This window comes from Pseudoduganella sp. LjRoot289, assembly GCF_964252925.1.
Taxonomy (GTDB): domain Bacteria; phylum Pseudomonadota; class Gammaproteobacteria; order Burkholderiales; family Burkholderiaceae_D; genus Rugamonas.
In genome coordinates this window covers 2,654,179-2,675,448 of sequence record NZ_CAXUPN020000001.1, presented here as the reverse complement: position 1 = coordinate 2,675,448, position 21,270 = coordinate 2,654,179, and the positions used below count along the sequence as shown (strand labels likewise).

Annotated in this window: 17 protein-coding genes; 12 read left to right on the top strand and 5 right to left on the bottom strand. The window is 65.5% G+C overall.

The window, feature by feature from the left end; translation table 11 throughout:
• Positions 1–51: 51 nt before the first annotated feature.
• The 10 genes from ACSQ8Y_RS11170 (at position 52) to tssH (ending at position 11,680) form a co-directional block, all read left to right on the top strand.
• A complete protein-coding gene (locus tag ACSQ8Y_RS11170) occupies positions 52–762 on the top strand; it encodes a serine/threonine-protein kinase (protein ID WP_436266533.1) in 711 nt (236 codons plus the stop codon).
• Between the two features lie 176 nt (positions 763–938).
• On the top strand, positions 939–1,979 hold the full coding sequence (gene tssA, locus ACSQ8Y_RS11165) for a type VI secretion system protein TssA (protein WP_436266532.1): 1,041 nt from the start codon (positions 939–941) through the stop codon (positions 1,977–1,979).
• Between the two features lie 34 nt (positions 1,980–2,013).
• Positions 2,014–2,514, top strand: coding sequence for a type VI secretion system contractile sheath small subunit (gene tssB, locus ACSQ8Y_RS11160; RefSeq protein WP_436266531.1), 501 nt, complete (start codon positions 2,014–2,016; stop codon positions 2,512–2,514).
• 16 nt (positions 2,515–2,530) lie between these two features.
• A complete protein-coding gene (gene tssC, locus ACSQ8Y_RS11155) occupies positions 2,531–4,021 on the top strand; it encodes a type VI secretion system contractile sheath large subunit (RefSeq protein WP_436266530.1) in 1,491 nt (496 codons plus the stop codon).
• A 63-nt stretch (positions 4,022–4,084) separates the two neighbouring features.
• A complete protein-coding gene (locus ACSQ8Y_RS11150; protein WP_436266529.1) occupies positions 4,085–4,576 on the top strand; it encodes an Hcp family type VI secretion system effector in 492 nt (163 codons plus the stop codon).
• Between the two features lie 106 nt (positions 4,577–4,682).
• Positions 4,683–5,486, top strand: a complete 804-nt coding sequence (locus tag ACSQ8Y_RS11145) for a type VI secretion system accessory protein TagJ (protein WP_436266528.1) — start codon at positions 4,683–4,685, stop codon at positions 5,484–5,486.
• Positions 5,486–6,001: a type VI secretion system baseplate subunit TssE gene (gene tssE, locus ACSQ8Y_RS11140; RefSeq protein WP_436266527.1), complete on the top strand. Its 516-nt coding sequence runs from the start codon at positions 5,486–5,488 to the stop codon at positions 5,999–6,001. Before ACSQ8Y_RS11145 ends, tssE begins: the two co-directional genes overlap by 1 nt.
• Complete coding sequence (gene tssF / locus ACSQ8Y_RS11135; RefSeq protein WP_436266526.1) at positions 5,998–7,875, top strand: type VI secretion system baseplate subunit TssF; 1,878 nt, start codon at positions 5,998–6,000, stop codon at positions 7,873–7,875. Before tssE ends, tssF begins: the two co-directional genes overlap by 4 nt.
• On the top strand, positions 7,860–8,891 hold the full coding sequence (gene tssG / locus ACSQ8Y_RS11130) for a type VI secretion system baseplate subunit TssG (protein ID WP_436266525.1): 1,032 nt from the start codon (positions 7,860–7,862) through the stop codon (positions 8,889–8,891). Before tssF ends, tssG begins: the two co-directional genes overlap by 16 nt.
• An 11-nt stretch (positions 8,892–8,902) precedes the next feature.
• Entirely contained in the window at positions 8,903–11,680 is a 2,778-nt protein-coding gene (gene tssH / locus ACSQ8Y_RS11125; RefSeq protein ID WP_436266524.1) for a type VI secretion system ATPase TssH, read from the top strand.
• A gap of 136 nt (positions 11,681–11,816) precedes the next feature.
• Here tssH and ACSQ8Y_RS11120 read toward each other — a convergent pair whose 3' ends face one another.
• The 5 genes from ACSQ8Y_RS11120 to ACSQ8Y_RS11100 all read right to left on the bottom strand — a co-directional run bounded on the left by ACSQ8Y_RS11120 (position 11,817) and on the right by ACSQ8Y_RS11100 (position 18,687).
• Positions 11,817–13,460 (bottom strand): glycoside hydrolase family 43 protein, encoded by a 1,644-nt coding sequence (locus ACSQ8Y_RS11120; protein ID WP_436266523.1) that lies wholly within the window; start codon positions 13,458–13,460, stop codon positions 11,817–11,819.
• Positions 13,457–14,719: an MFS transporter gene (locus ACSQ8Y_RS11115; protein WP_436266522.1), complete on the bottom strand. Its 1,263-nt coding sequence runs from the start codon at positions 14,717–14,719 to the stop codon at positions 13,457–13,459. The genes ACSQ8Y_RS11120 and ACSQ8Y_RS11115 overlap by 4 nt, the downstream gene beginning before the upstream one ends.
• Positions 14,720–14,811: 92 nt before the next feature.
• Complete coding sequence (locus ACSQ8Y_RS11110; protein WP_436266521.1) at positions 14,812–15,465, bottom strand: glutathione S-transferase family protein; 654 nt, start codon at positions 15,463–15,465, stop codon at positions 14,812–14,814.
• 250 nt (positions 15,466–15,715) lie between these two features.
• Positions 15,716–17,050 (bottom strand): tetratricopeptide repeat protein, encoded by a 1,335-nt coding sequence (locus ACSQ8Y_RS11105; protein ID WP_436266520.1) that lies wholly within the window; start codon positions 17,048–17,050, stop codon positions 15,716–15,718.
• Positions 17,051–17,064: 14 nt separating this feature from the next.
• Positions 17,065–18,687 carry a type VI secretion system contractile sheath domain-containing protein gene (locus ACSQ8Y_RS11100; protein WP_436266519.1) on the bottom strand — a complete coding sequence of 541 codons (1,623 nt, stop codon included), beginning with the start codon at positions 18,685–18,687 and terminating at the stop codon, positions 17,065–17,067.
• Positions 18,688–18,785: 98 nt separating this feature from the next.
• Between ACSQ8Y_RS11100 and ACSQ8Y_RS11095 the strand changes: the two genes are divergently transcribed.
• Together ACSQ8Y_RS11095 and ACSQ8Y_RS11090 are read left to right on the top strand one after the other, a co-directional pair.
• Positions 18,786–19,175: a DUF4280 domain-containing protein gene (locus ACSQ8Y_RS11095; protein WP_436266518.1), complete on the top strand. Its 390-nt coding sequence runs from the start codon at positions 18,786–18,788 to the stop codon at positions 19,173–19,175.
• Positions 19,176–19,193: 18 nt separating this feature from the next.
• Positions 19,194–21,260 carry a type VI secretion system Vgr family protein gene (locus ACSQ8Y_RS11090; RefSeq protein ID WP_436266517.1) on the top strand — a complete coding sequence of 689 codons (2,067 nt, stop codon included), beginning with the start codon at positions 19,194–19,196 and terminating at the stop codon, positions 21,258–21,260.
• The last annotated feature ends 10 nt before the right edge of the window (positions 21,261–21,270 follow it).

The window sequence follows — 21,270 nt, the reverse complement described above, 5'->3', positions numbered from 1 at the left end:
GAAACGTCTCGTCGTATGATAAGCGAATGACAACCTTGTAATCCACCGCACATGCAAATAAATATCGCCGGCCGCTATCGGCTGCGGCGGGCGCTGGCCCCGCGCGTGTGGCTGGCCGACGGGCCGGACGGCGCACCGGTGGCGGTGAAGCTGGCGCCGCAGCCCGCCTTTCCGCCCGCCGGGCTGCGCCACCCGCGCATCGTCGCGGTGCTCGAAGGCGGCATCCACCAGGGCGATCCCTATTTCGCGATGGAGTATATGGACGGCGCCACGCTGCGCCAGCGGCTCGATGCCGGTCCGCTGCCGGCCGCGCGGGCAGTGGCGTGGATGACGCAACTGCTGGAGGGGCTGGCCTACGCGCACGGCCAACGCGTGGTCCACCGCGACATCAAGCCGTCCAACTTGCTGCTCGATAGCCGCGACGGGCTCAAGCTGGCCGACTTCGGCCTGGCCAGCGGACCCGGCGCGGCCAGCGCGCACGGCACGCCGGGCTATATGGCGCCCGAGCAGATGCGCGGCCAGGCCGATCAGCGCAGCGACCTGTACGCGGCGGCGGTGGTGTTCTATGAAATGCTGGCCGGGCGCCGGCCCCACGAAGGCACGCCATTCCAGTTGATGCAGCAGGTGCTGACCGATGCGCCGCCGCCGCTGCCGCCGGCCTGCGCGGCGTTCCAGCCGGTGCTCGATATCGGCTTGTCGAAATCGCCTTCCGGCCGCTTTCAGCATGCCAGTGAATTCATCGCTGCGCTCCATGGGAATTAGCAAGCATAAGTTGGCCGCGCTAGCAATCCGAAACAGACAACAAAATTATGTCAAAGGTGTAATTTATTTAGTGGAATTTTTGGATAGATTTCAAGTATAGTCATGAACGCAACTGCAGTGCGGGGGGTTCTGCGGCTTCTATGTTAGAGATGGGTGGTGGTGTGGATATTGATTCCTTGTTGTTGGACGTCGAGGCCGATGCGCCTTGCGGCCCGAATCTTGAATACGACCCTGATTTCCTGGAACTTGAACAGGCCATCCTGGGCAAGCCGGAAGTTCAGTACGGCGATACGATCACGCCCGCCGTCCCGCCCGAGTGGAAAGTCGTCAAGCGGCTGGCCTCGGGCCTGGTCGAGCGCAGCCGCGACTTGCGGGTGGTGGTGTCGCTGTCGCGCGCGCTGCTGGCGCTCGATGGCTTGCCTGGCCTGGCCAGCGGCTTGGCGCTGGTCGAGCGCCTGCTGGACCAGCGCTGGGACAGCGTGCACCCGCAGCTCGACCCCGACGACGACATGGATCCCATGTTGCGCATCAATTCCCTGGCCACCCTGTGCGACGGCGGCTTCCTGCGCGAAGTGAAGGAAGCCACGCTGCTGACCTTGCCCGGCCTGGGCCCGTTTTCGCTGCGCGAACTCGAAGTGGCCAACGGCGAACTGCCGCCGGCCGAAGGCGAAACCAAGCTCGAACTGCATTCCATCAACGCCGCGCTGGGTGACGCCGATCCGCAGCGCGTGGCTGCCGCCAGCGCCGGCCTGGCCGCCGCCTGCGACAGCGCCGCGCAGATTGAACTGATCCTGGTGCGCCAGGTGGGCAGCTCGCAGGCGCTGAACCTGGACGCGCTGGTGCGCCTGCTGCGGCGCGGCCGCGACTTCTTCGCCGCGCAGGGCGCCGCCGGCGGGGCCGATGAAGGCGCCACCGGCGAGCCATCCGGCGACGGCGAGGGCGTGGAGGGCGCGCAGCCGGGCGCGGGCCGTTCCGCGCGCGCCGCCATCAGCGGCGAGGTCACCAGCCGCGCCGACGTGGTGCGCATGCTCGACAAGATCAACCAGTATTACCAGCAGTACGAACCATCCAGTCCCGTGCCTTTGCTGCTGGAGCGCGCCAAGCGCCTGGTGCCGAAGAACTTCTTTGAAATCATGGAAGACCTGGCGCCGGATGGCTTGACGCAGCTGCTCGTCGTGAGCGGCCCGCGCGCGGAAGAACCACAGCAGGAATATTGACCCGGGCAGTAACTATCACTAGGAGGAGTAAATCGTGGGCAAAGAAAGTAGCCAGAAATTCATCGCGCGCAACCGCGCGCCGCGCGTACAGATCGAGTACGACGTCGAAGTCTACGGTGCCGAGAAGAGCGTACAGCTGCCCTTCGTGATGGGCGTGCTGGCCGACTTGTCGGGCCAGCCGGCCGATCCGCTGGCGCCGGTCGCGGACCGTAAATTCCTTGAGATCGACGTCGACAACTTCGACGAGCGCCTCAAGTCCATGAAGCCGCGCGTGGCGGTGCAGGTGCCGAACACGCTGACCGGCGAGGGCAATATGGCGGTCGACATGACCTTCGAGAGCATGGACGACTTCACCCCGGCCGCCATCGCGCGCAAGGTGGAATCGCTGAACAAGCTGCTCGAGGCGCGCGGCCAGCTGTCCAATCTGCTGACCTATATGGACGGCAAGACCGGCGCCGAGGAACTGATCGGCAAACTGCTGAACGAACCGGCGCTGATGCAGGCGCTGACTTCGGCACCGAAGCCGCAAGAATAAATCGACGGAGGAATTGATGGCACAGAGCACAGAAGCACAACAAGGGGCGACCGGCACCCTGGAGATGAGCGACTTCGGCAGCTTGCTGCAGAAGGAGTTCAAGCCGCAATCGGACAAGGCCAAGGAAGCGGTCGAGAACGCGGTCAAGACGCTGGCCGAGCAGGCGCTGGTGGGCACCAACCTGGTGTCGAACGACGTGCTGGGCACCATTGAAAGCCTGATCGCCGCGCTCGACAAGAAGCTCACCGAGCAGATCAACCTGATCATGCACACCGACGAGTTCCAGAAGCTGGAAGGCGCCTGGCGCGGCCTGCACCACCTGGTCAACAACACCGAGACCGACGAAACGCTGAAGATCCGCGTGATGAACGTGTCGAAGAACGACCTGGGCAAGACGCTGAAGAAGTACAAGGGCACGGCCTGGGACCAGAGCCCGATCTTCAAGAAGATGTACGAGGAAGAATTCGGCCAGTTCGGCGGCGAGCCGTTCGGCTCCATCGTGGCCGACTACTACTTCGACAACAGCGCGCCGGACGTCGAGCTGCTGGCCGGCATGGCGAAGATCGCCGCCGCCGCGCACGCGCCGCTGATCGCGGCCGCCGCGCCGTCGGTGATGCTGATGGAATCGTGGCAGGAGCTGTCGAACCCGCGCGACCTGACCAAGATCTTCCAGACCCCGGAGCACGCCGCCTGGCGCTCCTTCCGCGAGTCCGAGGACGCGCGCTACGTCGGCCTGGCCATGCCGCGCTTCCTGGCGCGCCAGCCCTACGGCGCCAAGACCGATCCGGTCGAGGCCTTCGATTTCGAGGAAGACACCTCTGCCGCCGGCAGCAAGAACTACACCTGGGCCAACGCGGCCTACGCCATGGCGGTCAACATCAACCGCTCGTTCAAGGAATACGGCTGGTGCTCGCGCATTCGCGGCATCGAGTCCGGCGGCGCGGTCGAAGGCCTGCCGGTGCACAGCTTCCCGACCGACGATGGCGGCGTGGCCATGCAGTGCCCGACCGAGATCGCCATTTCCGACCGCCGCGAAGCCGAGCTGGCGGCCAACGGCTTCATGCCGCTGGTGCACAAGAAAAACACCGACTTCGCCGCCTTCATCGGCGCCCAGTCGCTGCACAAGCCGGCCGAATACGACGACCCGGACGCCACCGCCAACGCCAACCTGGGCGCGCGCCTGCCGTACCTGTTCGCCACCTGCCGCTTTGCGCACTACCTGAAGTGCATCGTGCGTGACAAGATCGGTTCCTTCAAGGGGCGCGATGAGATGGAGCGCTGGCTGAGCAACTGGATCAACCGTTACGTCGACGGCGACCCGGCCAATTCCAGCGAAGGAACCAAGGCAATGAAACCGCTGGCGGCGGCCGAAGTGATCCTGGAGGAAGTCGAAGGCAATCCGGGTTACTACACCTCCAAGTTCTTCCTGCGGCCGCACTACCAGCTCGAAGGCCTGACGGTATCGCTGCGCCTGGTATCGAAACTGCCGTCGGCCAAAGGCGGCTAAGGGCAGGCAGCCAAGTTTTTCCAATAATTGAATTCAGTCGGTCCACACACTAGGAGAATAAAAATGGCAATAGACATGTTCCTGAATATGGGCGCCACTATCAAGGGCGAAACCCAGGATAGCGCGCAAAAAGCAGCTGGCGATATCGACGTGCTGGCATGGAGCTGGGGCGCGAGCAACGCCGGTTCCTTCCACGCGGGCGGTGGCGGCGGCGCAGGCAAGGCCAACTTCCAGGACATCTCGATCACCAAGTACCTGGACAAGGCGTCCCCGGCGCTGATGATCGCGCTGGCCAAGGGCTCCCACATTCCAGTGGCCAAGCTGCTGGTGCGCAAAGCCGGCGAAGGCCAGCAGAAGTACCTGGAAATCACCATGACCAAGGTGCTGGTCACGTCCCTGTCGACAGGCGGCAGCGGCGGCGAAGACCGTCTGACCGAAAACGTCAGCCTGAACTTCGCTGAAGTGAAGATGGAATACTTCATGCAGAACGAAAAAGGCGTGACCGCATCGGGCGGCATCTTCAACTGGGATATCGCTGGCAACATCGCCAAGTAATCGCGGCATGCCGGGGCCCAGTGGCCCCGGCTTACATTGTTATCCTGTCGTTTCGCCTCGGCGCACCGCCGCGCAAGCGGGAATGACAATTCATTAGGGTTTCCTTATGGACGCGCAACAGCTTATTAGTGATGGCCAGCTTGGCGCCGCGCTCGCCGCGCTGCAGGACCAGATCCGTAAAGACCCCTCGAACGCGAAATACCGTACCTTCCTGTTCCAGCTGCTATGTGTGCTGGGACAGTGGAACCGCGCGCTGACGCAGTTGAACGTGGCCGCCGAGCTGGACGCGGCCAACCTGCCGATGGCGCAAACCTACCGCGAAGCAATCCAGTGCGAAGCGCTGCGCGACGAGATTTTCGCAGGCAAGCGCCTGCCCGTGGTGTTCGGCGAGCCGCTGCCGTGGATCGCCCTGGTGGCCGAGGCGCTCAAGCTCGAAGGCGAGGGCAACGCCGCCGGCGGCGCCCTGGCGCGCGCGCGCGCCTTCGAGGACGCGCCGGCCAGCTCCGGCAGCATCAACGGCGAGCGCTTTGAATGGCTGGCCGACGCTGACGCCCGCATCGGCCCGGTGCTCGAAGTGATCATGAACGGGCGCTACATCTGGGTGCCGATGCAGCACGTGAGCCGGGTCGTCATCGAAGCGCCGGCCGACCTGCGCGACAAGGTCTGGATGCCGGCCACCTTCACCTGGACCAACGGCGCCAGCACGGTCGGGCTGATCCCGACGCGCTACGCGGGCACCGTGCGGCCCGGCGCCGACGACGCGTCGTTAATGGCGCGCCGCACCGAATGGAGCGGCGACGGCGTGGGCCTGGGCCAGCGCATGCTCGCCACCGACGCCGCCGATTACGCGCTGATGGACGTGCGCAGCGTCGAGTTCGACCCGAGCGCCGGCAGCGCAGACACGCAATAATGGCAGAACTGGCGCCCCGCGAGCGCTTGCAGCCCTCGTTGCTGGACCGCCTGACCGACGACGAGCCTGAAAGCGGCGTCGAATCGCGCGAACGGCGCGTGCTGTCGCTGCGCACCTTGCGCGAAAGCGTGCTGCGCGACCTGGCCTGGCTGCTCAATACGACCAATCTGCTGTCCGTCACCGACTATACGAAACTGCCGCACGTGGCCAACTCGGTGGTCAACTACGGCATGCCGGACATCTCCGGCATCTCCGTGGCCGGCATGAATCTGACCGACCTCGAACGCGGCATCCGCCAGGCGATCTGGGATTTCGAGCCGCGCCTGATACGCGCCTCGGTGAGCGTGAAGGCGGTGGCACAGGAGTCGGACGGCAATACCATCATGTTTGAAATCGAAGGCGATATGTGGGCGCAACCCTACCCTGAACGGCTGTATCTGAAGACGGAACTGGACATCGACCGCGCCTCCATACGCCTGAGCGAGAACACCGGCGCCAAAGGGGCTGCCGCATGAACCCGCGCCTGTTGCGCTATTACAGCCAGGAGCTGCAGCACCTGCGCGAAGTGGGCGGCGAGTTCGCCAAGGAATACCCGAAGATCGCGGGCCGCCTCGGCCTGGAAGGCTTCGACTGCGCCGACCCCTATGTCGAGCGCCTGATGGAGGGCTTCAGCTTCCTCGCCGCGCGCGTGCAGATGAAGATCGACTCCGAGTTCCCGCGCTTTACGCAGCATATGTCGGAACTGGTCTACCCGCACTTCCTGGCGCCCACGCCGTCGATGGCGGTGGTGCAGCTGCAGCCGGACCTGAGCAATCCCGCCTTGAAGGAGGGCTACGTGGTCCCGCGCGGCACCGCCATGCGCAGCGTGTTGGGCAAGGGCGACACCACGGCCTGCGAGTACCGCACCGCGCACGATGTGACCATGTGGCCGGTGGAACTGGCCGAAGCCAAATTCTTCACCCACAGCGGCGCCATGGCGGGCACGCCGCTTGGCACGCCCGTGTCGTTGCCGCCCAACGTCAAGGCCGGCATCCGCCTGCGCCTGCGCACCGTGGGCGGCCTGCCTTTCCACGCGCTGAACATGGACAGCCTGGCGCTGAACCTGCGCGGCAGCGACGAAATGCCGGTCAAGATCTACGAAAAGATACTGGGCAGCGTGGAGGGCGTGCTGGTCTCGTCGGTCGGCGGCAGCGCCTTGCTGCCGAAATCGGCGGTGGCGCCGCTCGGCTACAGCGAGGAGGAAGCGCTGCTGCCCAGCGGCCGGCGCACCTTCCAGGGCTACCGCCTGCTGCAGGAATACTTCGCCTTCCCGCAGCGCTACCAGTTCGTCGAATTGCGCGGCTTGCGGCGCGCGCTGGGCCGCTGCGCCGAGACGGAGGTCGAAATAGTGATCCTGCTGAACCGGGGCGACGCCCAGCTCGAGCAGATGCTGGACGCTTCCAACTTCGCGCTCAACTGCACGCCCGCCGTCAACCTGTTCCAGCGCCGCGCCGATCGCATCAATGTCAGCGGCGAGCAGTTCGAATACCACGTGCTGGTGGACCGCACACGCCCGATGGATTTCGAAGTGTTCCAGATCGACGACGTGACCGGCTACGGCACCGGCCCCCAGGCCGAGCAGACTTTCCGTCCCTTCTACACGGCCAAGGATATCGGCGGCCTGCACCAGGACAAGGCCTTCTACCACATCCGGCGCGAGCCGCGCGTGATCTCGCAGCGCCAGCGCAAGGTGGGCCCGCGCTCGAGCTACATCGGCAGCGAGACCTTCATCTCCATCGTCGACGCGGCCGAGGCACCGTATCGCAGCGACCTGCGCCAGCTTGGCCTGCAGGTCTGGTGCACCAACCGCGACCTGCCGCTGTCGATGCCGCTGGGCGTGGGCAAGACCGATTTCATCCTCGACTCCGGCGCGCCGGTGACGGCGGTGCGCTGCATCGCCGGCCCGAGCCAGCCGCACGCCTCGTTCGCCGAAGGCGCGGTGGCGTGGCGTTTGCTGAACCACCTGTCGCTGAACTACCTGTCGCTGACCGACAGCGACCCGCGCCAGGGCGCGGTGGCGCTGCGCGAAATGCTGTCGCTGTACTGCCATCCCGGCGACCTGAATGGCCAGCGCCAGATCGAAGGCGTGCAGTCCATCAGCACCTCCAGCATCACGCGCCGCATGCCGTCGCCGGGTCCGATCACCTTCGGGCGCGGCCTGCAGGTCACCGTCACGCTGGACGACGCGGCCTTCGAAGGCACCGGCGCCTTCCTGCTGGGCGGCGTGCTGGCGCAGTTCTTCGCCCAGTACGTGTCCATCAATTCCTTCACCGAGACCGTGGTGCGCACCGTGGGGCGCGGAGAAATCATGCGCTGGCCGGCCAAGGGAGGCGCATGCGCGATCCTGTAGAACTGGACCTCGAGCTGGAGCGCAATGCGGCGCGCATGGATTTCTTCCAGGTGCTGCGGCTGATCGAGAACGCGCATCCGGAACTGCCGCGCATCGGCGCCTCGCTGCGCCCGCGCGACGACGCGGTGCGCTTCGGCCAGGATCCGTCGCTGACCTTCCACGCCACCGCGCTGGGCCAGTTCCTGCGCGCCGGCTCGAACGGTCCCGATAGCCGGGCGCGGCTGGCCGTCAATTTCTTCGGCCTGCTGGGCGCCAACGGCCCGATGCCGACCCATATCACCGAGTACGTGCGCGACCGCCTGCGCAACGGCGGCGACGGCACCCTGATGGCCTTCCTGGACGTGTTCCACCACCGCATGCTCTCGCTGTTCTACCGCGCCCGCGCGCAGGCCGAACCGGCCATCAGCCTGGACCGCGAAGAGAGCGACCGCTACGCCGAATTCGTCGGCAGCCTGTTCGGCATCGGCGCGCCGGCGCTGCGCCAGCGCGACGAGATAGGCGACTTCGCCAAGCTGCACTTCGCCGGCCTGCTGGCGAACAACGCGCGCCCGGCGTCCGGCCTGGTGTCCATCCTGCGCGAGTATTTCAAGCTGCCGGTGCGGGTCGAGCAGTTCGTCGGCCACTGGATGCGGCTGCCGGTTGAAATCCAGTCGCGCCTGGGCGCCATGGAAGAGGGCAACCGGCTCGGCATTTCGACCGTCCTGGGCAGCAAGGTCTGGGACAGCCAGAACAAATTCCGCATCGTCATCGGCCCCATGGGCTTTGCCGACTACGAACGCATGCTGCCCGGCGGGGACAGCATGAAGCGCCTGCTGGCCTGGGTGCGCAATTACGCGGGCACGGCCCTGGACTGGGACGTGCGGCTGATATTGAAGAAGGAAGAAACCCCGGCGTTGAGGCTGGAGAGCGCCGGGGGCCGCGGCCTCCGGCTCGGCTGGAGTACCTGGCCGGCCAGCGCGGCACCCAGCAGCAACCCGGATCAATTGCTCATCAACCCAAGCGCCCATGCGGGCTAAGGAAAATCATCATGGCTGAAATTAGTCGCGTCGCCCTGTTCGGCAAATTGAATTCGCTGTGCTATCGCGCCATCGAAAGCAGCACCGTCTTTTGCAAGCTGCGCGGGAATCCCTACGTGGAACTGGTGCACTGGATGCACCAGATTTTGCAGCTGCAGGATTCCGACCTGCTGCGCCTCATGAAACACTATGAGCTGGACGCGGCCGCCCTGGCGCGCGACCTGACGGCGGCGCTGGACCGGCTGCCGCGCGGTTCCACCTCCGGCATCGACCTGTCGTCGCAGCTTGAGGAAGCCGTGGAGCGCGCCTGGGTATACGGCACGCTGATGTTCGGCGAATCGCAGGTGCGCTCCGGCCACATCGTCATCGGCATGCTGAAAACCTCCAGCCTGCGCAACGCGCTGTACGGCATGTCGGCCCAGTTCCAGAAGATCAAGGGCGACGACCTGAGCGAAAAATTCGCCAGCCTACTGAAGGAATCCCCTGAATCGCAGATGACGGCCACGGACGGCTTCCAGGCCGGCGGCGCGGCTGGTGCGGCGCCAGGCGAAGCGTCCGGCGCCATCGCCCCGGCGGCGATGGGCAAGCAGGAAGCGCTCAAGAAGTTCACGGTGGACCTGACCGAGCAGGCCCGCAGCGGCAAGATGGACCCCATCGTCGGCCGCGACGACGAGATCCGCCAGGTGGTCGACATCCTGATGCGCCGCCGCCAGAACAATCCCATTTTGGTGGGCGAGGCCGGCGTCGGCAAGACCGCCGTGGTGGAAGGTTTCGCCCAGCGCATCGCGCGCGGCGACGTCCCGCCCAGCCTGAAGGACGTGCAGCTTCTGACGCTGGACGTGGGCCTGCTGCAGGCCGGCGCCAGCATGAAGGGCGAGTTCGAGCAGCGCCTGCGATCCGTTATCGACGAAGTGCAGGGCAGCCCGAAACCCATCATCCTGTTCATCGACGAGACGCACACCCTGGTGGGCGCGGGCGGCGCGGCCGGCACCGGCGACGCGGCCAATCTGCTGAAGCCGGCCCTGGCGCGCGGCACCCTGCGCACCATAGGCGCGACTACCTTTGCCGAATACAAGAAGCACATCGAAAAAGATCCTGCGCTGACGCGCCGTTTCCAGACCGTGCAGGTGGACGAGCCGAGCGAAGAGCGTGCCATCCTGATGATGCGCGGCGTCGCCTCGACCATGGAGAAACACCACAAGGTGCAGATCCTGGACGAGGCGCTGGAGGCGGCGGTCAAGCTGTCGCACCGCTACATCCCGGCGCGCCAGTTGCCCGATAAATCGGTTAGCCTGCTGGACACGGCCTGCGCGCGCGTGGCCGTCAGCCTGCACGCCACGCCGGCCGAGGTGGACGACAGCCGCAAGCGCATCGAAGCGCTGGAAACGGAACTGGGCATCATCGGCCGCGAAAGCGCCATCGGCATCGACATCGGCAAGCGCTCGACGGACGCCAATGAATTGCTGGGCGCCGAACGCGCGCGCCTGGCCGGGCTCGAGACGCGCTGGAACGCCGAGCGCGAACTGGTGGACCAGCTGCTCGCCCTGCGCGCCAGGCTGCGCGACGGCGCACAGCCGGTGGAAGGCACGGGCAGCGCGCTCGAGGCGGGCGCCGAAGCCGTCGCGGGCGGTGCCGATGGCAGCGGCAGGGCGGCCGCTCCGGCGGCTGCCGTCGGCGCCCCGGCGTTGTCGGCCGACGAGCGCGCCGCGCTGATGGAGGAACTGAAGGCAGTGCAGGCCAAACTGAGCGAGCTGCAAGGCGAATCCCCGCTCATCCTGCCGACGGTGGACTACCAGGCGGTGGCGGCGGTGGTGGGCGACTGGACCGGCATCCCGGTCGGCCGCATGGCCAAGAACGAGATGGAAACCATCCTCAAGGTCGCCTCGCTGCTGAGCCAGCGCGTGATCGGCCAGGACCATGCGATGGAGATGATCGCCAAGCGCATCCAGACTTCGCGCGCGGGCCTGGACAATCCGAACAAGCCGATCGGCGTGTTCATGCTGGCCGGCACCTCCGGCGTCGGCAAGACCGAGACCGCGCTGGCCCTGGCCGAGGCGCTGTACGGCGGCGAGCAGAATCTGATCACCATCAACATGAGCGAGTACCAGGAAGCGCACACCGTGTCGACGCTGAAGGGCGCGCCGCCGGGCTACGTGGGTTATGGCGAGGGCGGCGTGCTGACCGAAGCCGTGCGGCGCAAGCCGTACTCCGTGGTGCTGCTGGACGAGGTGGAGAAGGCCCACCCGGACGTGCACGAGATGTTCTTCCAGGTGTTCGACAAGGGCTTCATGGAGGACGGGGAAGGCCGCTTCATCGACTTCAAGAACACGCTGATCATCCTCACCACCAACGCCGGTACCGACCTGATCGCGGGCCTGTGCAAGGATCCGGACCTGATGCCCGACCCGGACGGCATGGCCAAGGCGCTGCGCGCGCCGATGCTGAAGGTGTTCCCGCCGGCGCTGCTGGGCCGCATCGTCACCATTCCATATTACCCGCTGTCGGACCAGATGCTGGGCCAGATCGTCAAGCTGCAGCTGAACCGCATCAAGAAGCGCGTCGAGGCGCGCTATAAGATCCCGTTCCAGTACAGCGAAGAGGTGGTCAAGCTGGTGGTGTCGCGCTGCACCGAGGGCGAGTCCGGCGGCCGCATGATAGACGCCATCCTGACCAACACCATGCTGCCCGATATCAGCCGCGAGTTCCTGAACCGCATGATGCAGGGCGACCCGATCGGCGGCGTGCAGGTGGCCGTGGAGGCGGGCGAGTTCGCGTACAGTTTTACGTAACTGAAGTAATGAGCTGAAGAGAGAGCGGCTGCTTGCCGCTTGATGAGGATCCTGCCTCAGCAAGGGGGCAAACCGTTGACCAAAGTGGCCAGCAAGCGCCTGATGGCGCCGGCCGCTCAAGTGCGGCCGGCAACCGTCAAATGGGATTCCGCATCGGGTTGGTGCAGTACGGACGCTCGCGGTATTCAAAATAGTCGAAGTCGGCATGCAAGGCGCTGCCCGCCATGTCCTGGCAGGCCATGCCGACAAAGGCGCCGGTGAAGTTGGGCTGGCCGGGCGCGTTCGCTTCGTCCGACAGGATGCTGGCGTCGAACTGCTGCGTCAGCCATTGCCAGTCGCCGCCATCCACGCGATAGCCGAAATGCAGGCGTTCCTCGTCCACCTCCACGCGCAGCTGTACCGGCACGCCGGGCGGTAGCGCGAGCGGCGCCGTGAAGGCGTCCGTTTGCACATGGTTGGGCAGGCTGCTCATCACGCGCAGATGCTTGCCCACCGCCTCGTCGTGCGTGACGTACAGGTAGTGGAACTTGGCGCCTCCGTAATAGCAGACCAGGCCCGCTTGCTGCTGGAAATGCTCGGGTTCGAAATCGACCACGGTGGATGCGCTGTAGCAGTGCGCCTGCTGGCGGCGCGCCACCAGCGCTTGGCGGAACTGGCTGCCCAGGCTTTCGCGGCCGTAGAGTCGCAGGTGACCGGGCCGCGCGGTCAGGCTGAACAGCTCTTCCGGCCACGGTGTGCGCAGCCACTGGAAATCGACAGGCAACTGCGTGGCGTCGAAGTCTTCGCGTGCGGGCGCGGTTGCAAAGCGGTGCTTCGGCAAGTCGGGCGCGGTGGCCTGCAGTTGCGCCGTGCCTTGCCCGTCGATGGTGCGCAGCCAGCCGTCCTCGCACCAGACGACGGGCTGGATGGCGGTCTCGCGTCCCAGCGTGCAGGTGCCGCGGTTGCGTAGCGGGCGGCCGCACAGGTAGACCATATAAGTCTGGCCGTCCTGGGTTTCCACCAGGTCGGCATGGCCGGCGCGCTGCAGTTCCGCATCGGGACGATGGCGCGAACTGAGGATGGTCTGATCGGGATGCAGTTCGTACGGCCCATGCAGAGTGCGCGAGCGCGCCATGGTCACGCCATGGTTCCAGCCGGTGCCGCCCTCGGCGGTGAGCAGGTAGTAGTAGCCGTCGCGCTGGTAGAGGTGCGGCGCTTCGGTCAGGCCGTGCGCCGTGCCTTTGAATATGTTCTCGCGGCGGCCGGTCAGGCGGCCTTCCTGCACCGAGTATTCCTGCGCGACGATGCCGGCGAAACGCTTGCCTCCCGGACGGTGGTCCCACAACTGGTTCAGCAGGTACTTGCGGCCGTCGTCGTCGTGGAACAGCGATGGGTCGAAGCCGCTGCTGTTGAGGTGGACCGGGTCGGACCAGGGGCCATCGATGGCCGGGCTGGTGACCAGGTAGTTGTGGAAGTCGCGCAAGGACGCGCTGCCGGCGGCACCGCCGCTGGAGGTCCGGCCGTAGCGCTTGACGTCGGTGTAGATCAGCCAGAACAGGCCGTCCGCATAGCTCAGGCAGGGCGCCCACACGCCGCAGGAATCCGGCGCGCCCAGCATATTGAGTTGGCTGGCGCGCGTGAGCGGGCGGCACAACAGGCGCCAGTTGACCAGGTCGCGCGAATGATGGATCTGCACGCCCGGATACCATTCAAAGGTGGACGTGGCGATGTAGTAGTCGTCGCCCACCCGCACGATGGACGGGTCGGGATTGAAACCGGGGAGGATGGGGTTTTGTATCATGTCGATTTAAGAGCTTGAGGTTCGCGCACCAGGGACCAAAGCAAGGCAGCGGCCAGCAGGTCGAGCACCGCCAGGCTGACGAAGAAGGGCGTGTAGCCGACCCTGGCCATCAGTCCGCCGATCAGCAGGGAGAAGATGAGCAGGCCAAGGTTGCCGAAAGTGCCGCACATGCCTGCCACGGTGGCCACCTCATTGCGCCGGAATAGGTCGGACGCCATGGTGATGACGGTGACGGACAGGGTCTGGTGCGCGAAGCCGGCCAGGCTGAGCAAGGCGATCGCCGTGTAGGGGCTGTCGACGAAGCCGACGAAGGCGACCCCCATCATCATGCAGGCGCCGAGCGTGAATGCGCCGCGGCGGGCATTGATCAGGCGCACGCCGCGCTTTTGCAGCGCCAGCACTACCATAGGCCCGAACAGGCAGCCCAGGTCGGCGGCCAGGAAAGGCAGCCAGGCGAACATGGCGATCTGCACCAGGTCGAAATGGCGCACCTGGGTCAGATAGAGCGGCACCCAGAACGCCAGTGTGCCCCAGGCCGGATCGGCGAGGAAGCGGGGCAGGGCGATGCCCCAGAAATTGCGCATCCTGAGGATGCTGAGTATCGATGGGCGCGTGCCATCGCCTTGCAGATGCTGTTCCTGGCCGGCGGCGATGTGCCGCGCCTCGGCGTCGGACAGGCGGCGGTGGCGGGCCGGCGCGTCGTAGAGCAGCAGCCAGGCCGCGACCCATACGAGGCCCAGCGCGCCGGTGATCACGAAGGCGGACTGCCAGTTGTAATGCAGGATGGCCCACACCACCAGCGGCGGCGCGAGCATGGAGCCGAAGGAAGCGCCGATATTGAAGATGCCGCCCGCCAGCCCGCGCTCCCTGGCCGGGAACCATTCGGACACCGCTTTCATGCCGGCCGGATTGGCCGATCCCTCGGCCAGGCCCAGCATGCCGCGCAGCATGGCCAGCGCTTGCCAGCTGGTGGCCATGCCATGCGCCATGCAGATGAGGGACCATGCCGTCGCGAATATGGCGAAGCCGTATTTCAGGCCGATCACGTCGAGCACATAGCCGCACAGCGGCTGCAGCATGATCGCGCCCTGGAATGCCGCCGTGATGTACGAATATTCCTGGGTGGTGATGTGCAGGTCGGTGAGCAGGGTCGGGGCCGATACCGCCAAGGTGCTGCGCGTCAGATAATTGATGACCGCGCCCAGCATGATCAAACTGATCATCCACCAGCGCAGGCCTTTGATCTTGGGGACGACCATGGTTGCGTTATCATTCTTATGTTAATACGCAACAATAGCACAGTATTTACACGGTATGATTGCGCAACCTTTATGCAGCGCGCAGCCGAAGATCAGCTGCTTGGCAGCTTGCCGGTATTAACCGCCAATTGGGCGTCGAAAGCCCGTTTATAGGCTGGCCGCGCTTCGCCCCGTGCGACATAGGCGGCAAGGTTCGGATAGTCGTTCAGCATGCCCGATGCTCTCAACCTGAGCAGCACCGACACCATCATCAAGTCGCCCGCGCTGAACGGACCGTCGAGCCAGTCTGCGTCGCCCAGGCGGGCGGAAAGCGGTGCCAACCGGTCCCGGATGCGGTCCTCCACCAGGGGCAGGCGTTCCGCATACCAGGGCTTGTCGCGCTCGACAAATTTGGCGATGACAAGGTCAAGGATAGGCGGCTCCACCGTGTTGAGCGCGGCAAACATCCATGTGATGGCGCGCGCCCGGGCATGGTCTTCATCCGGCAACAGACCCGCATGGGTCTCGGCGATATGGAATACGATCGCCCCGGTTTCGAATAGGGCCAGATCGCCTTCCTCGTAGGTCGGGATCTGGCCGAAAGGATGCAGCGCCAGATGCGCGGGTTCTTTCATCGCGCGGAATGAAACAAGGCGAACCTCGTAGGGTTGGCCCACTTCCTCGAGCGCCCAGCGAATGCGCGTATCACGCGCCAGTCCTTTGCCGCCGTCGGGCGAGCGTTCAAATGCGGTGATGGTGATGGTCATCGTGACTTCCTCCTTCGGCGTAGTGGTCAGTTACATGGTCGGTTACAGGGGGGGCAAGCGATCAAGCTGGGCTGTCTTAGCCGTTCCGGCGCGGCGAACATTCGGCGGCGTCATTGCTGAGCACTTTTCCTGCCCCCATGGCTGACATAGAATGTATCCGCTCTTGTGCCGGCGGACGTGGTCAATCTCACCTGGTCTTGGCCTGGTTCAAATAGTCAGCCGACGGCAGTGGTGGCTTGCCGAAACATTCTTAAGGCTTTCTGGCGCCGACCAGCAGCCCTGCAACCGGTTTGCTGGCTTCCTGGCGCAAAGTAATGTGGCGCAATTGCGTTACCTCGAGGCCGGCGGCGGCAAGGGCGGCACGCACGTAGGCTTCCGTGTGGCTGTAGCGGCCGTGCGGGTGCAGCAGGAAACGGGGCGCGGCCGCTGCGTCCTGCGTTGCCTCGACCGTGAAGACCAGATAACCGCCAGGACGCACTGCCGCCGCAGCAGCACGCATCACTGCTTCCAGCGCTCCGAAATAGCACAGCGTGTCGGCAGAGACGAGCATGTCGTACGCCGCCGGGCGCCCGGATAGCCAGGCGGTCAGCTCAGCTTCGTGCAGTTGGTCGTAGTCGCCGCGTTCGGCGGCCTTTGCCAGCATGCCGGCCGACAGGTCGACGCCTTCCAGCCGCTTGGCGTAGGGCCGCAGCAGCGGCCCGCACAAGCCGGTGCCGCAGCCGGCATCCAGCACGTCCAAGGCGCGCTGCGCGTCGTCGGGCTCGCCCAGCAGCGACGCGACCATTTCGCCGCACAGCGCTGGGGCGCGGTATTCCAGCTTGGCCAGCACTTGTTCGAAGCTGTTGGCGAAGCGGTCGAACACCGTTTGCACGTAGGCGTCGGACGCGCGCTCGGGCACGGCGGCTCCCTCGCAGGCGGCGATGTGGTGCTGCACAACGGGGTTGGCCGGATCGATCTTCTCCCATTGGCGGTAGATCTCCAGCGCTTCCTTGTGACGCTGCTGTGCAACCAGCGCGCGCGCCAGGCTGCGGTAGGCGTCCGGGTTTTCCGGCGCCAGCAGCAGGCCATTGCGGTAGGCGCTGAGCGCTTCATTGAAGTCGCCGGATTTCTTCAACACGTTGCCGAGGTTGAGCCAGCCTTGCGCAAACTTCGGCGCCAGCGTGACGGCCTGGCGGTAGGCATCCGCTGCCTCGCCCAGCTTATCCTGCGCCCGCAGCACCACGCCGAGGTTGTTGTGCGCCAGCGCGAAGTCCGGACGGGCCGCGATCACGGCGCGGTAGGACTGTTCGGCGTCGGCGTTGCGGCCCATTTCCTTTTGCACGTTGCCCAGGTTGTTGCGCGCGTCCACATAGTCCGGCGCCACTTCCAGCGCGCGACTGATTAGGTTAACGGCGCCGTCATGGTTGCCCAGCTGGTGCTGGGCCACGCCCATGTAGTGCAGCGCGTCCGGATGTTTCGGATCGATTTCGAGGATGGCCGTGTAGTGCTGCGCGGCCAGGCGCGGCTTGCCTTCGCGGTGCACGGCGACCGCCAGTTGCAGCGCGTCGTCGAGGGAGATCTTTTGCTTGGACTTGGAATGTTTCATACGGCTTGGTTGGTTCAGTTGTTCCATGCGCCGGACAGGGCTTGCGCCGGCTGGGAGATGGATTGGCTGCGCAGCAAGCGCGCTGCGTTGCGGTTCTTGAAGCTGAGCAGCGGCATCAGGCCGCGCTGCAGGATGGCGTCGCCCGTGCGTTCGGACAGGTAGGCTTCGGCGCACGCTTGCATATGGGCTTCGCCGTCGCGCCGCACGATGTGGGCGGGCAGGTCGCCAAGGTCGAGTTCATCGCCGGGCGACATGTCCCATGCGCTGTTTTCGAAGGCGTGGCCCAGCAGCAGGGTGCAGGCCAGGGATGCGTGGCCCCACAGGTAGTCCTCGTGCGCATGCGCGGCGCCGGCTTCGTCGAAATCGAATTGGTCGATGCTGTCGGTTGTTTTACCATACGGCAGGCGCTGCAGTACGCGCGGCAGGGCCAGGCCGAGCCAGCTGGCTTGCGGGCTGGCGCGCAGAGCGCTCCAGCGGGCGGCGGCTTCAGCGTCCGGTTCCGGCCAGCCGGATGCGTCCGGCTGCGCAGGCAGGGATGCGATGCCGAGCAGCGCATCCTGCGCGTCGGCGATGAAAGGCGCTTGCGCCTGTGCGGCCAGGGCGCCAAGGGCGGACAGCAGGCCGATGTCGTCCGCGCCCGGGCCGAAGCTGTAGGCGCCGCACAGCACCGACCATGGCGCGGCATCCGCGCTGCTGCGCGGGCGTTCCACCAGCAGCTTGTGCAGCGCGCTCGAACCCAGCTTGCCGCTGGCCGTGTTGACGCTGGCGTCGACGTCGGCCTGCAGCTCGGCCTTGCTGGCGTCCAGTATGTAAAGCTGCAGTTCCTGGCCCAGTTCGAGGCCCGTGACCAGTTGGTGCAGGCCGCGCCACAGCGCTTCCAGCGCCTGGAACTGCGGCGCGTGCAGCAAGGCGCGCATGCGCTGGCTGATCACGCTGTCGACGGCGGCCACGTATTCGGACTGGCGCGGATCGGCGCCGGCGGGCATGGCGCCGACCAGTTGGCGTATCAGCTGGCCGATGCCGGGGACGGCGCTGGCAACGGTACTGCTGGCGGCCGTCTGCCGCACCTGGCCGCCCAGCAGGCTGGCGAAGTCGTCGCCGGTGGTGCCGTTGTCCGGCGCAGACGCTGACGCAGGACTGCCGGCGCCCGGGTTGCCGGAGCCGGGCAGCGGGGCGGCGTCGCGCGTGGCGGCGCTGTCCGTTCCGCCCGGCGCCAAGGTGGCCGCGCCGGCTGCGGCAGGCACATGCTCGTCCGGCCGCAGGGCGGCTGCCGCGGCGGCGAAGGTGGCCGGATTGCGCAAGCGCTGGCGCTGGCCGCGCAGGGCGGCGAAGGCGTCTGTTTTTTGATACAGCCGGTCGGGATGGAAGTCGTCCAGCTCGCTGAAACGGAAGGTGTGGACCACGTCGTCCAGGGTCACTTGCACGCTGGGCGCCACTTGTGCGAGCACCTGCTCGAAATTGTCGATGTCGACGCGGCGCGCCGCGCGCTGGCCCAGCGCAGTCGCGGCTGGTGCGGCGGCCGTGTCGCCGCCGCTAAAACCGCCCAGCACCAGTATGCGCATGGGCTGGCCGTCCGCGCTGTGCTCCTGCGGGTCCGGCGCGGCAAATCCGAATTCGAATGTCAGCGATGTGGCCATGACTTTTCCTCCTGGGTGACCGTGTGGTGTCCGGCAGCTTATCCTAAAACCTTACCTTTAAGACAGTGTTATCGGTCATAATAGGCGATGGAGGGGATATGCCAAATCAGGTTTCGATGGGAGCGATGATGACTTGCACGTTCGGCGCAGCGCCGTCGACGCTGGTCGTGCTCCCCAAGAATAAAGTACTGGCCGAAGGGCCGCCGGCCGCGAACATCATGGACCATGTGCCGATGATGAATATCATGCCGTTCGGAGTGTGCAATTCGCCGGCCAATCCGGTCGTGGCCGCCGCCACCGCTGCCGCGCTGGGCGTGCTGACGCCGATGCCGTGCATCCCGGCCACGTCCGCGCCGTGGGTGCCGGGCGCGCCGACGGTGCTGATCGCGAATATGCCTGCGCTCGACAACGTCTCCAAATGCATGTGCAACTGGGGCGGCGTGATCGCCTTCAGCAATGCCGGCACCACCAAAACCATGATCCCCTGAGTCCCGGGTTAAACCGCCATGCCAGTTACGCAAGCCAACCGCGAAATTTCCGTCACTTCCCCGTTGGGCACCGATGTGCTGCTGTTCGACCGCATGAGCGGCAGCGAGCGGCTGGGCCGCCTGTCCGAATTCCGGGTCCAGCTGCTGAGCACCAAACCCGATGTGAAAATCGCCGACGTGCTGGGGCAGGCCATGGGGGTGCACCTGAACCTGCCTAGCGGCGAAGTGCGCCATTTCAACGGCATCGTCACGCGCTTCGCCAGCACCGGCTGGTACGGCAGCCTGGCGCGCTACGAGGCGACCATCCGGCCCAGCCTGTGGCTGCTCACCCGCTCGTCGAACTGCCGCATCTTCCAGGACAAGTCGGTGCTCGACATCGTCAAGGCGGTCTGCCAGGACGCCGCTTACGGCGGCCTGATCGACCTCAATGCCGGTTCGCTGAGCGGCACCTACGATCCCATGACGTATTGCGTGCAGTACCGCGAGACGGACTACAACTTCGTCTGCCGCTTGCTGGAAGAGGCGGGCATCTATTACTACTTCAAGCACGACGCCAGCAAGCACACCATGGTGCTGGCCGACTCCTACGGCGCGCACGAGGCCTTGCCAGGCTACGCCAGCGTGGAGTTTGCCGGCGAGGAGGGACGCCGCATCCTGGACCAGGAGGCGGTGTACGGCTGGGCTGCCGGCGGCGAAATCCAGTCCAGCGCCTATGTGCTGAATGATTTCGATTTCGAGAAGACCTCGGCCAGCACCGCCGGCGGTTTGCTGGTGAAGTCCACCATCGCCGCCGCTTTCGACCAGCAGGCTTATGAAATGTACGACTACCCGGGCCAGTTCACGGTGGCCGCCACCGGCACCAGTCTGGCGCGCGGACGCATGGAAAGCCTGCACGGGCAGTGCGAGGAAATCATCGGCGACACCAACGCGCGCGGCCTGTTCCCCGGCGGCCTGTTCACGTTGAAGAACCACCCGCGCGAAGACCAGAACCGCGAATTCCTGGTCACGTCGGCCCAGTACGATATCACCGGCGACGACTACGCCAGCGGCGGCGATGCGCCGATGGAGTTCAATTGCGCCTTCCACGCCATCGGCAAGGAACACAGCTACCGGCCGCCGCGCGTTTTGGCCAAACCGGTGGTGCAGGGGCCGCAGACCGCCATGGTGGTGGGCAAGTCCGGCGAGGAAATCTGGACCGACAAGTACGGCCGCATCAAGGTGCAGTTCCATTGGGACCGCGACGGCAAGGAGGACGAGCTCAGTTCGTGCTGGGTGCGCGTCCAGCAGACCTGGGCCGGCGCCGGCTGGGGCAGCATCTTCATTCCGCGCGTCGGCATGGAAGTGGTGGTCAGCTTCCTGGAGGGCGACCCGGACCGGCCGCTGGTGACCGGCTGCGTCTACAACGGCGACGCCATGCCGCCGTACGCGCTGCCGGCCGAGCAGACCAAGTCCACCATCAAGAGCAACACCTCCAAGGGCGGCGGGGGCTTCAACGAGATCCGCTTCGAGGACAAGAAGGACTCGGAGGAGATCTTCATCCAGGCCGAGAAGGACTTTCTCCGCGTGGTGAAGAACAACGACGTGCTGAAAGTGGGCTTCGAAAAGAAGGACAAGGGCGACCAGACCATCACGATCAAGAATGACCGCAGTCTCGACGTGGGCAACGACCACAAGGAGCACGTGGTGAACGACCACACGGTGGCGGTCGATCATGATCAGAAGGTCACCGTCAAAAACGACCAGACGGTGGCGGTTGACCATGACCAGATGGTCACAGTGAAAAACGACCAGACGGTCAAGGTGGACAACAACCAGGCCGTGAGCGTGGCCGTCGACCGCAAGCTGGAAGTGGGCGGCAACCAGACCACGGCCATCAAAGGCGACCAGAAGGTCACGGTCTCGAAGACCATCGTCATGGAGGCCACCACGTCGATCGAGCTGAAGGTGGGCGGCAGCAGCATCAAGATCGAAGCGGCCAAGATCACGATCAAGTCGGCGGAAGTGGCGCTGCAGGCGGACGCCAACGTCACCTTGAAGGCCGGCGCCATCATGACCATAGGCGGTTCGCTGGTGAAAATCAATTGAAGATAACGCA

What these genes read in the sequence shown, in the direction of transcription:
- ACSQ8Y_RS11100 (WP_436266519.1), bottom strand. Translation starts at nt 18,687, where the DNA reads ATGGCCACATCGCTGACATTCGAATTCGGATTTGCCGCGCCGGACCCG.
- ACSQ8Y_RS11115 (WP_436266522.1), bottom strand. Translation starts at nt 14,719, where the DNA reads ATGGTCGTCCCCAAGATCAAAGGCCTGCGCTGGTGGATGATCAGTTTG.
- tssC (WP_436266530.1), top strand. Translation starts at nt 2,531, where the DNA reads ATGGCACAGAGCACAGAAGCACAACAAGGGGCGACCGGCACCCTGGAG.
- ACSQ8Y_RS11090 (WP_436266517.1), top strand. Translation starts at nt 19,194, where the DNA reads ATGCCAGTTACGCAAGCCAACCGCGAAATTTCCGTCACTTCCCCGTTG.
- ACSQ8Y_RS11120 (WP_436266523.1), bottom strand. Translation starts at nt 13,460, where the DNA reads ATGATACAAAACCCCATCCTCCCCGGTTTCAATCCCGACCCGTCCATC.
- ACSQ8Y_RS11150 (WP_436266529.1), top strand. Translation starts at nt 4,085, where the DNA reads ATGGCAATAGACATGTTCCTGAATATGGGCGCCACTATCAAGGGCGAA.
- ACSQ8Y_RS11145 (WP_436266528.1), top strand. Translation starts at nt 4,683, where the DNA reads ATGGACGCGCAACAGCTTATTAGTGATGGCCAGCTTGGCGCCGCGCTC.
- ACSQ8Y_RS11110 (WP_436266521.1), bottom strand. Translation starts at nt 15,465, where the DNA reads ATGACCATCACCATCACCGCATTTGAACGCTCGCCCGACGGCGGCAAA.
- ACSQ8Y_RS11105 (WP_436266520.1), bottom strand. Translation starts at nt 17,050, where the DNA reads ATGAAACATTCCAAGTCCAAGCAAAAGATCTCCCTCGACGACGCGCTG.
- tssH (WP_436266524.1), top strand. Translation starts at nt 8,903, where the DNA reads ATGGCTGAAATTAGTCGCGTCGCCCTGTTCGGCAAATTGAATTCGCTG.
- tssE (WP_436266527.1), top strand. Translation starts at nt 5,486, where the DNA reads ATGGCAGAACTGGCGCCCCGCGAGCGCTTGCAGCCCTCGTTGCTGGAC.
- ACSQ8Y_RS11170 (WP_436266533.1), top strand. Translation starts at nt 52, where the DNA reads ATGCAAATAAATATCGCCGGCCGCTATCGGCTGCGGCGGGCGCTGGCC.
- ACSQ8Y_RS11095 (WP_436266518.1), top strand. Translation starts at nt 18,786, where the DNA reads ATGCCAAATCAGGTTTCGATGGGAGCGATGATGACTTGCACGTTCGGC.
- tssF (WP_436266526.1), top strand. Translation starts at nt 5,998, where the DNA reads ATGAACCCGCGCCTGTTGCGCTATTACAGCCAGGAGCTGCAGCACCTG.
- tssG (WP_436266525.1), top strand. Translation starts at nt 7,860, where the DNA reads ATGCGCGATCCTGTAGAACTGGACCTCGAGCTGGAGCGCAATGCGGCG.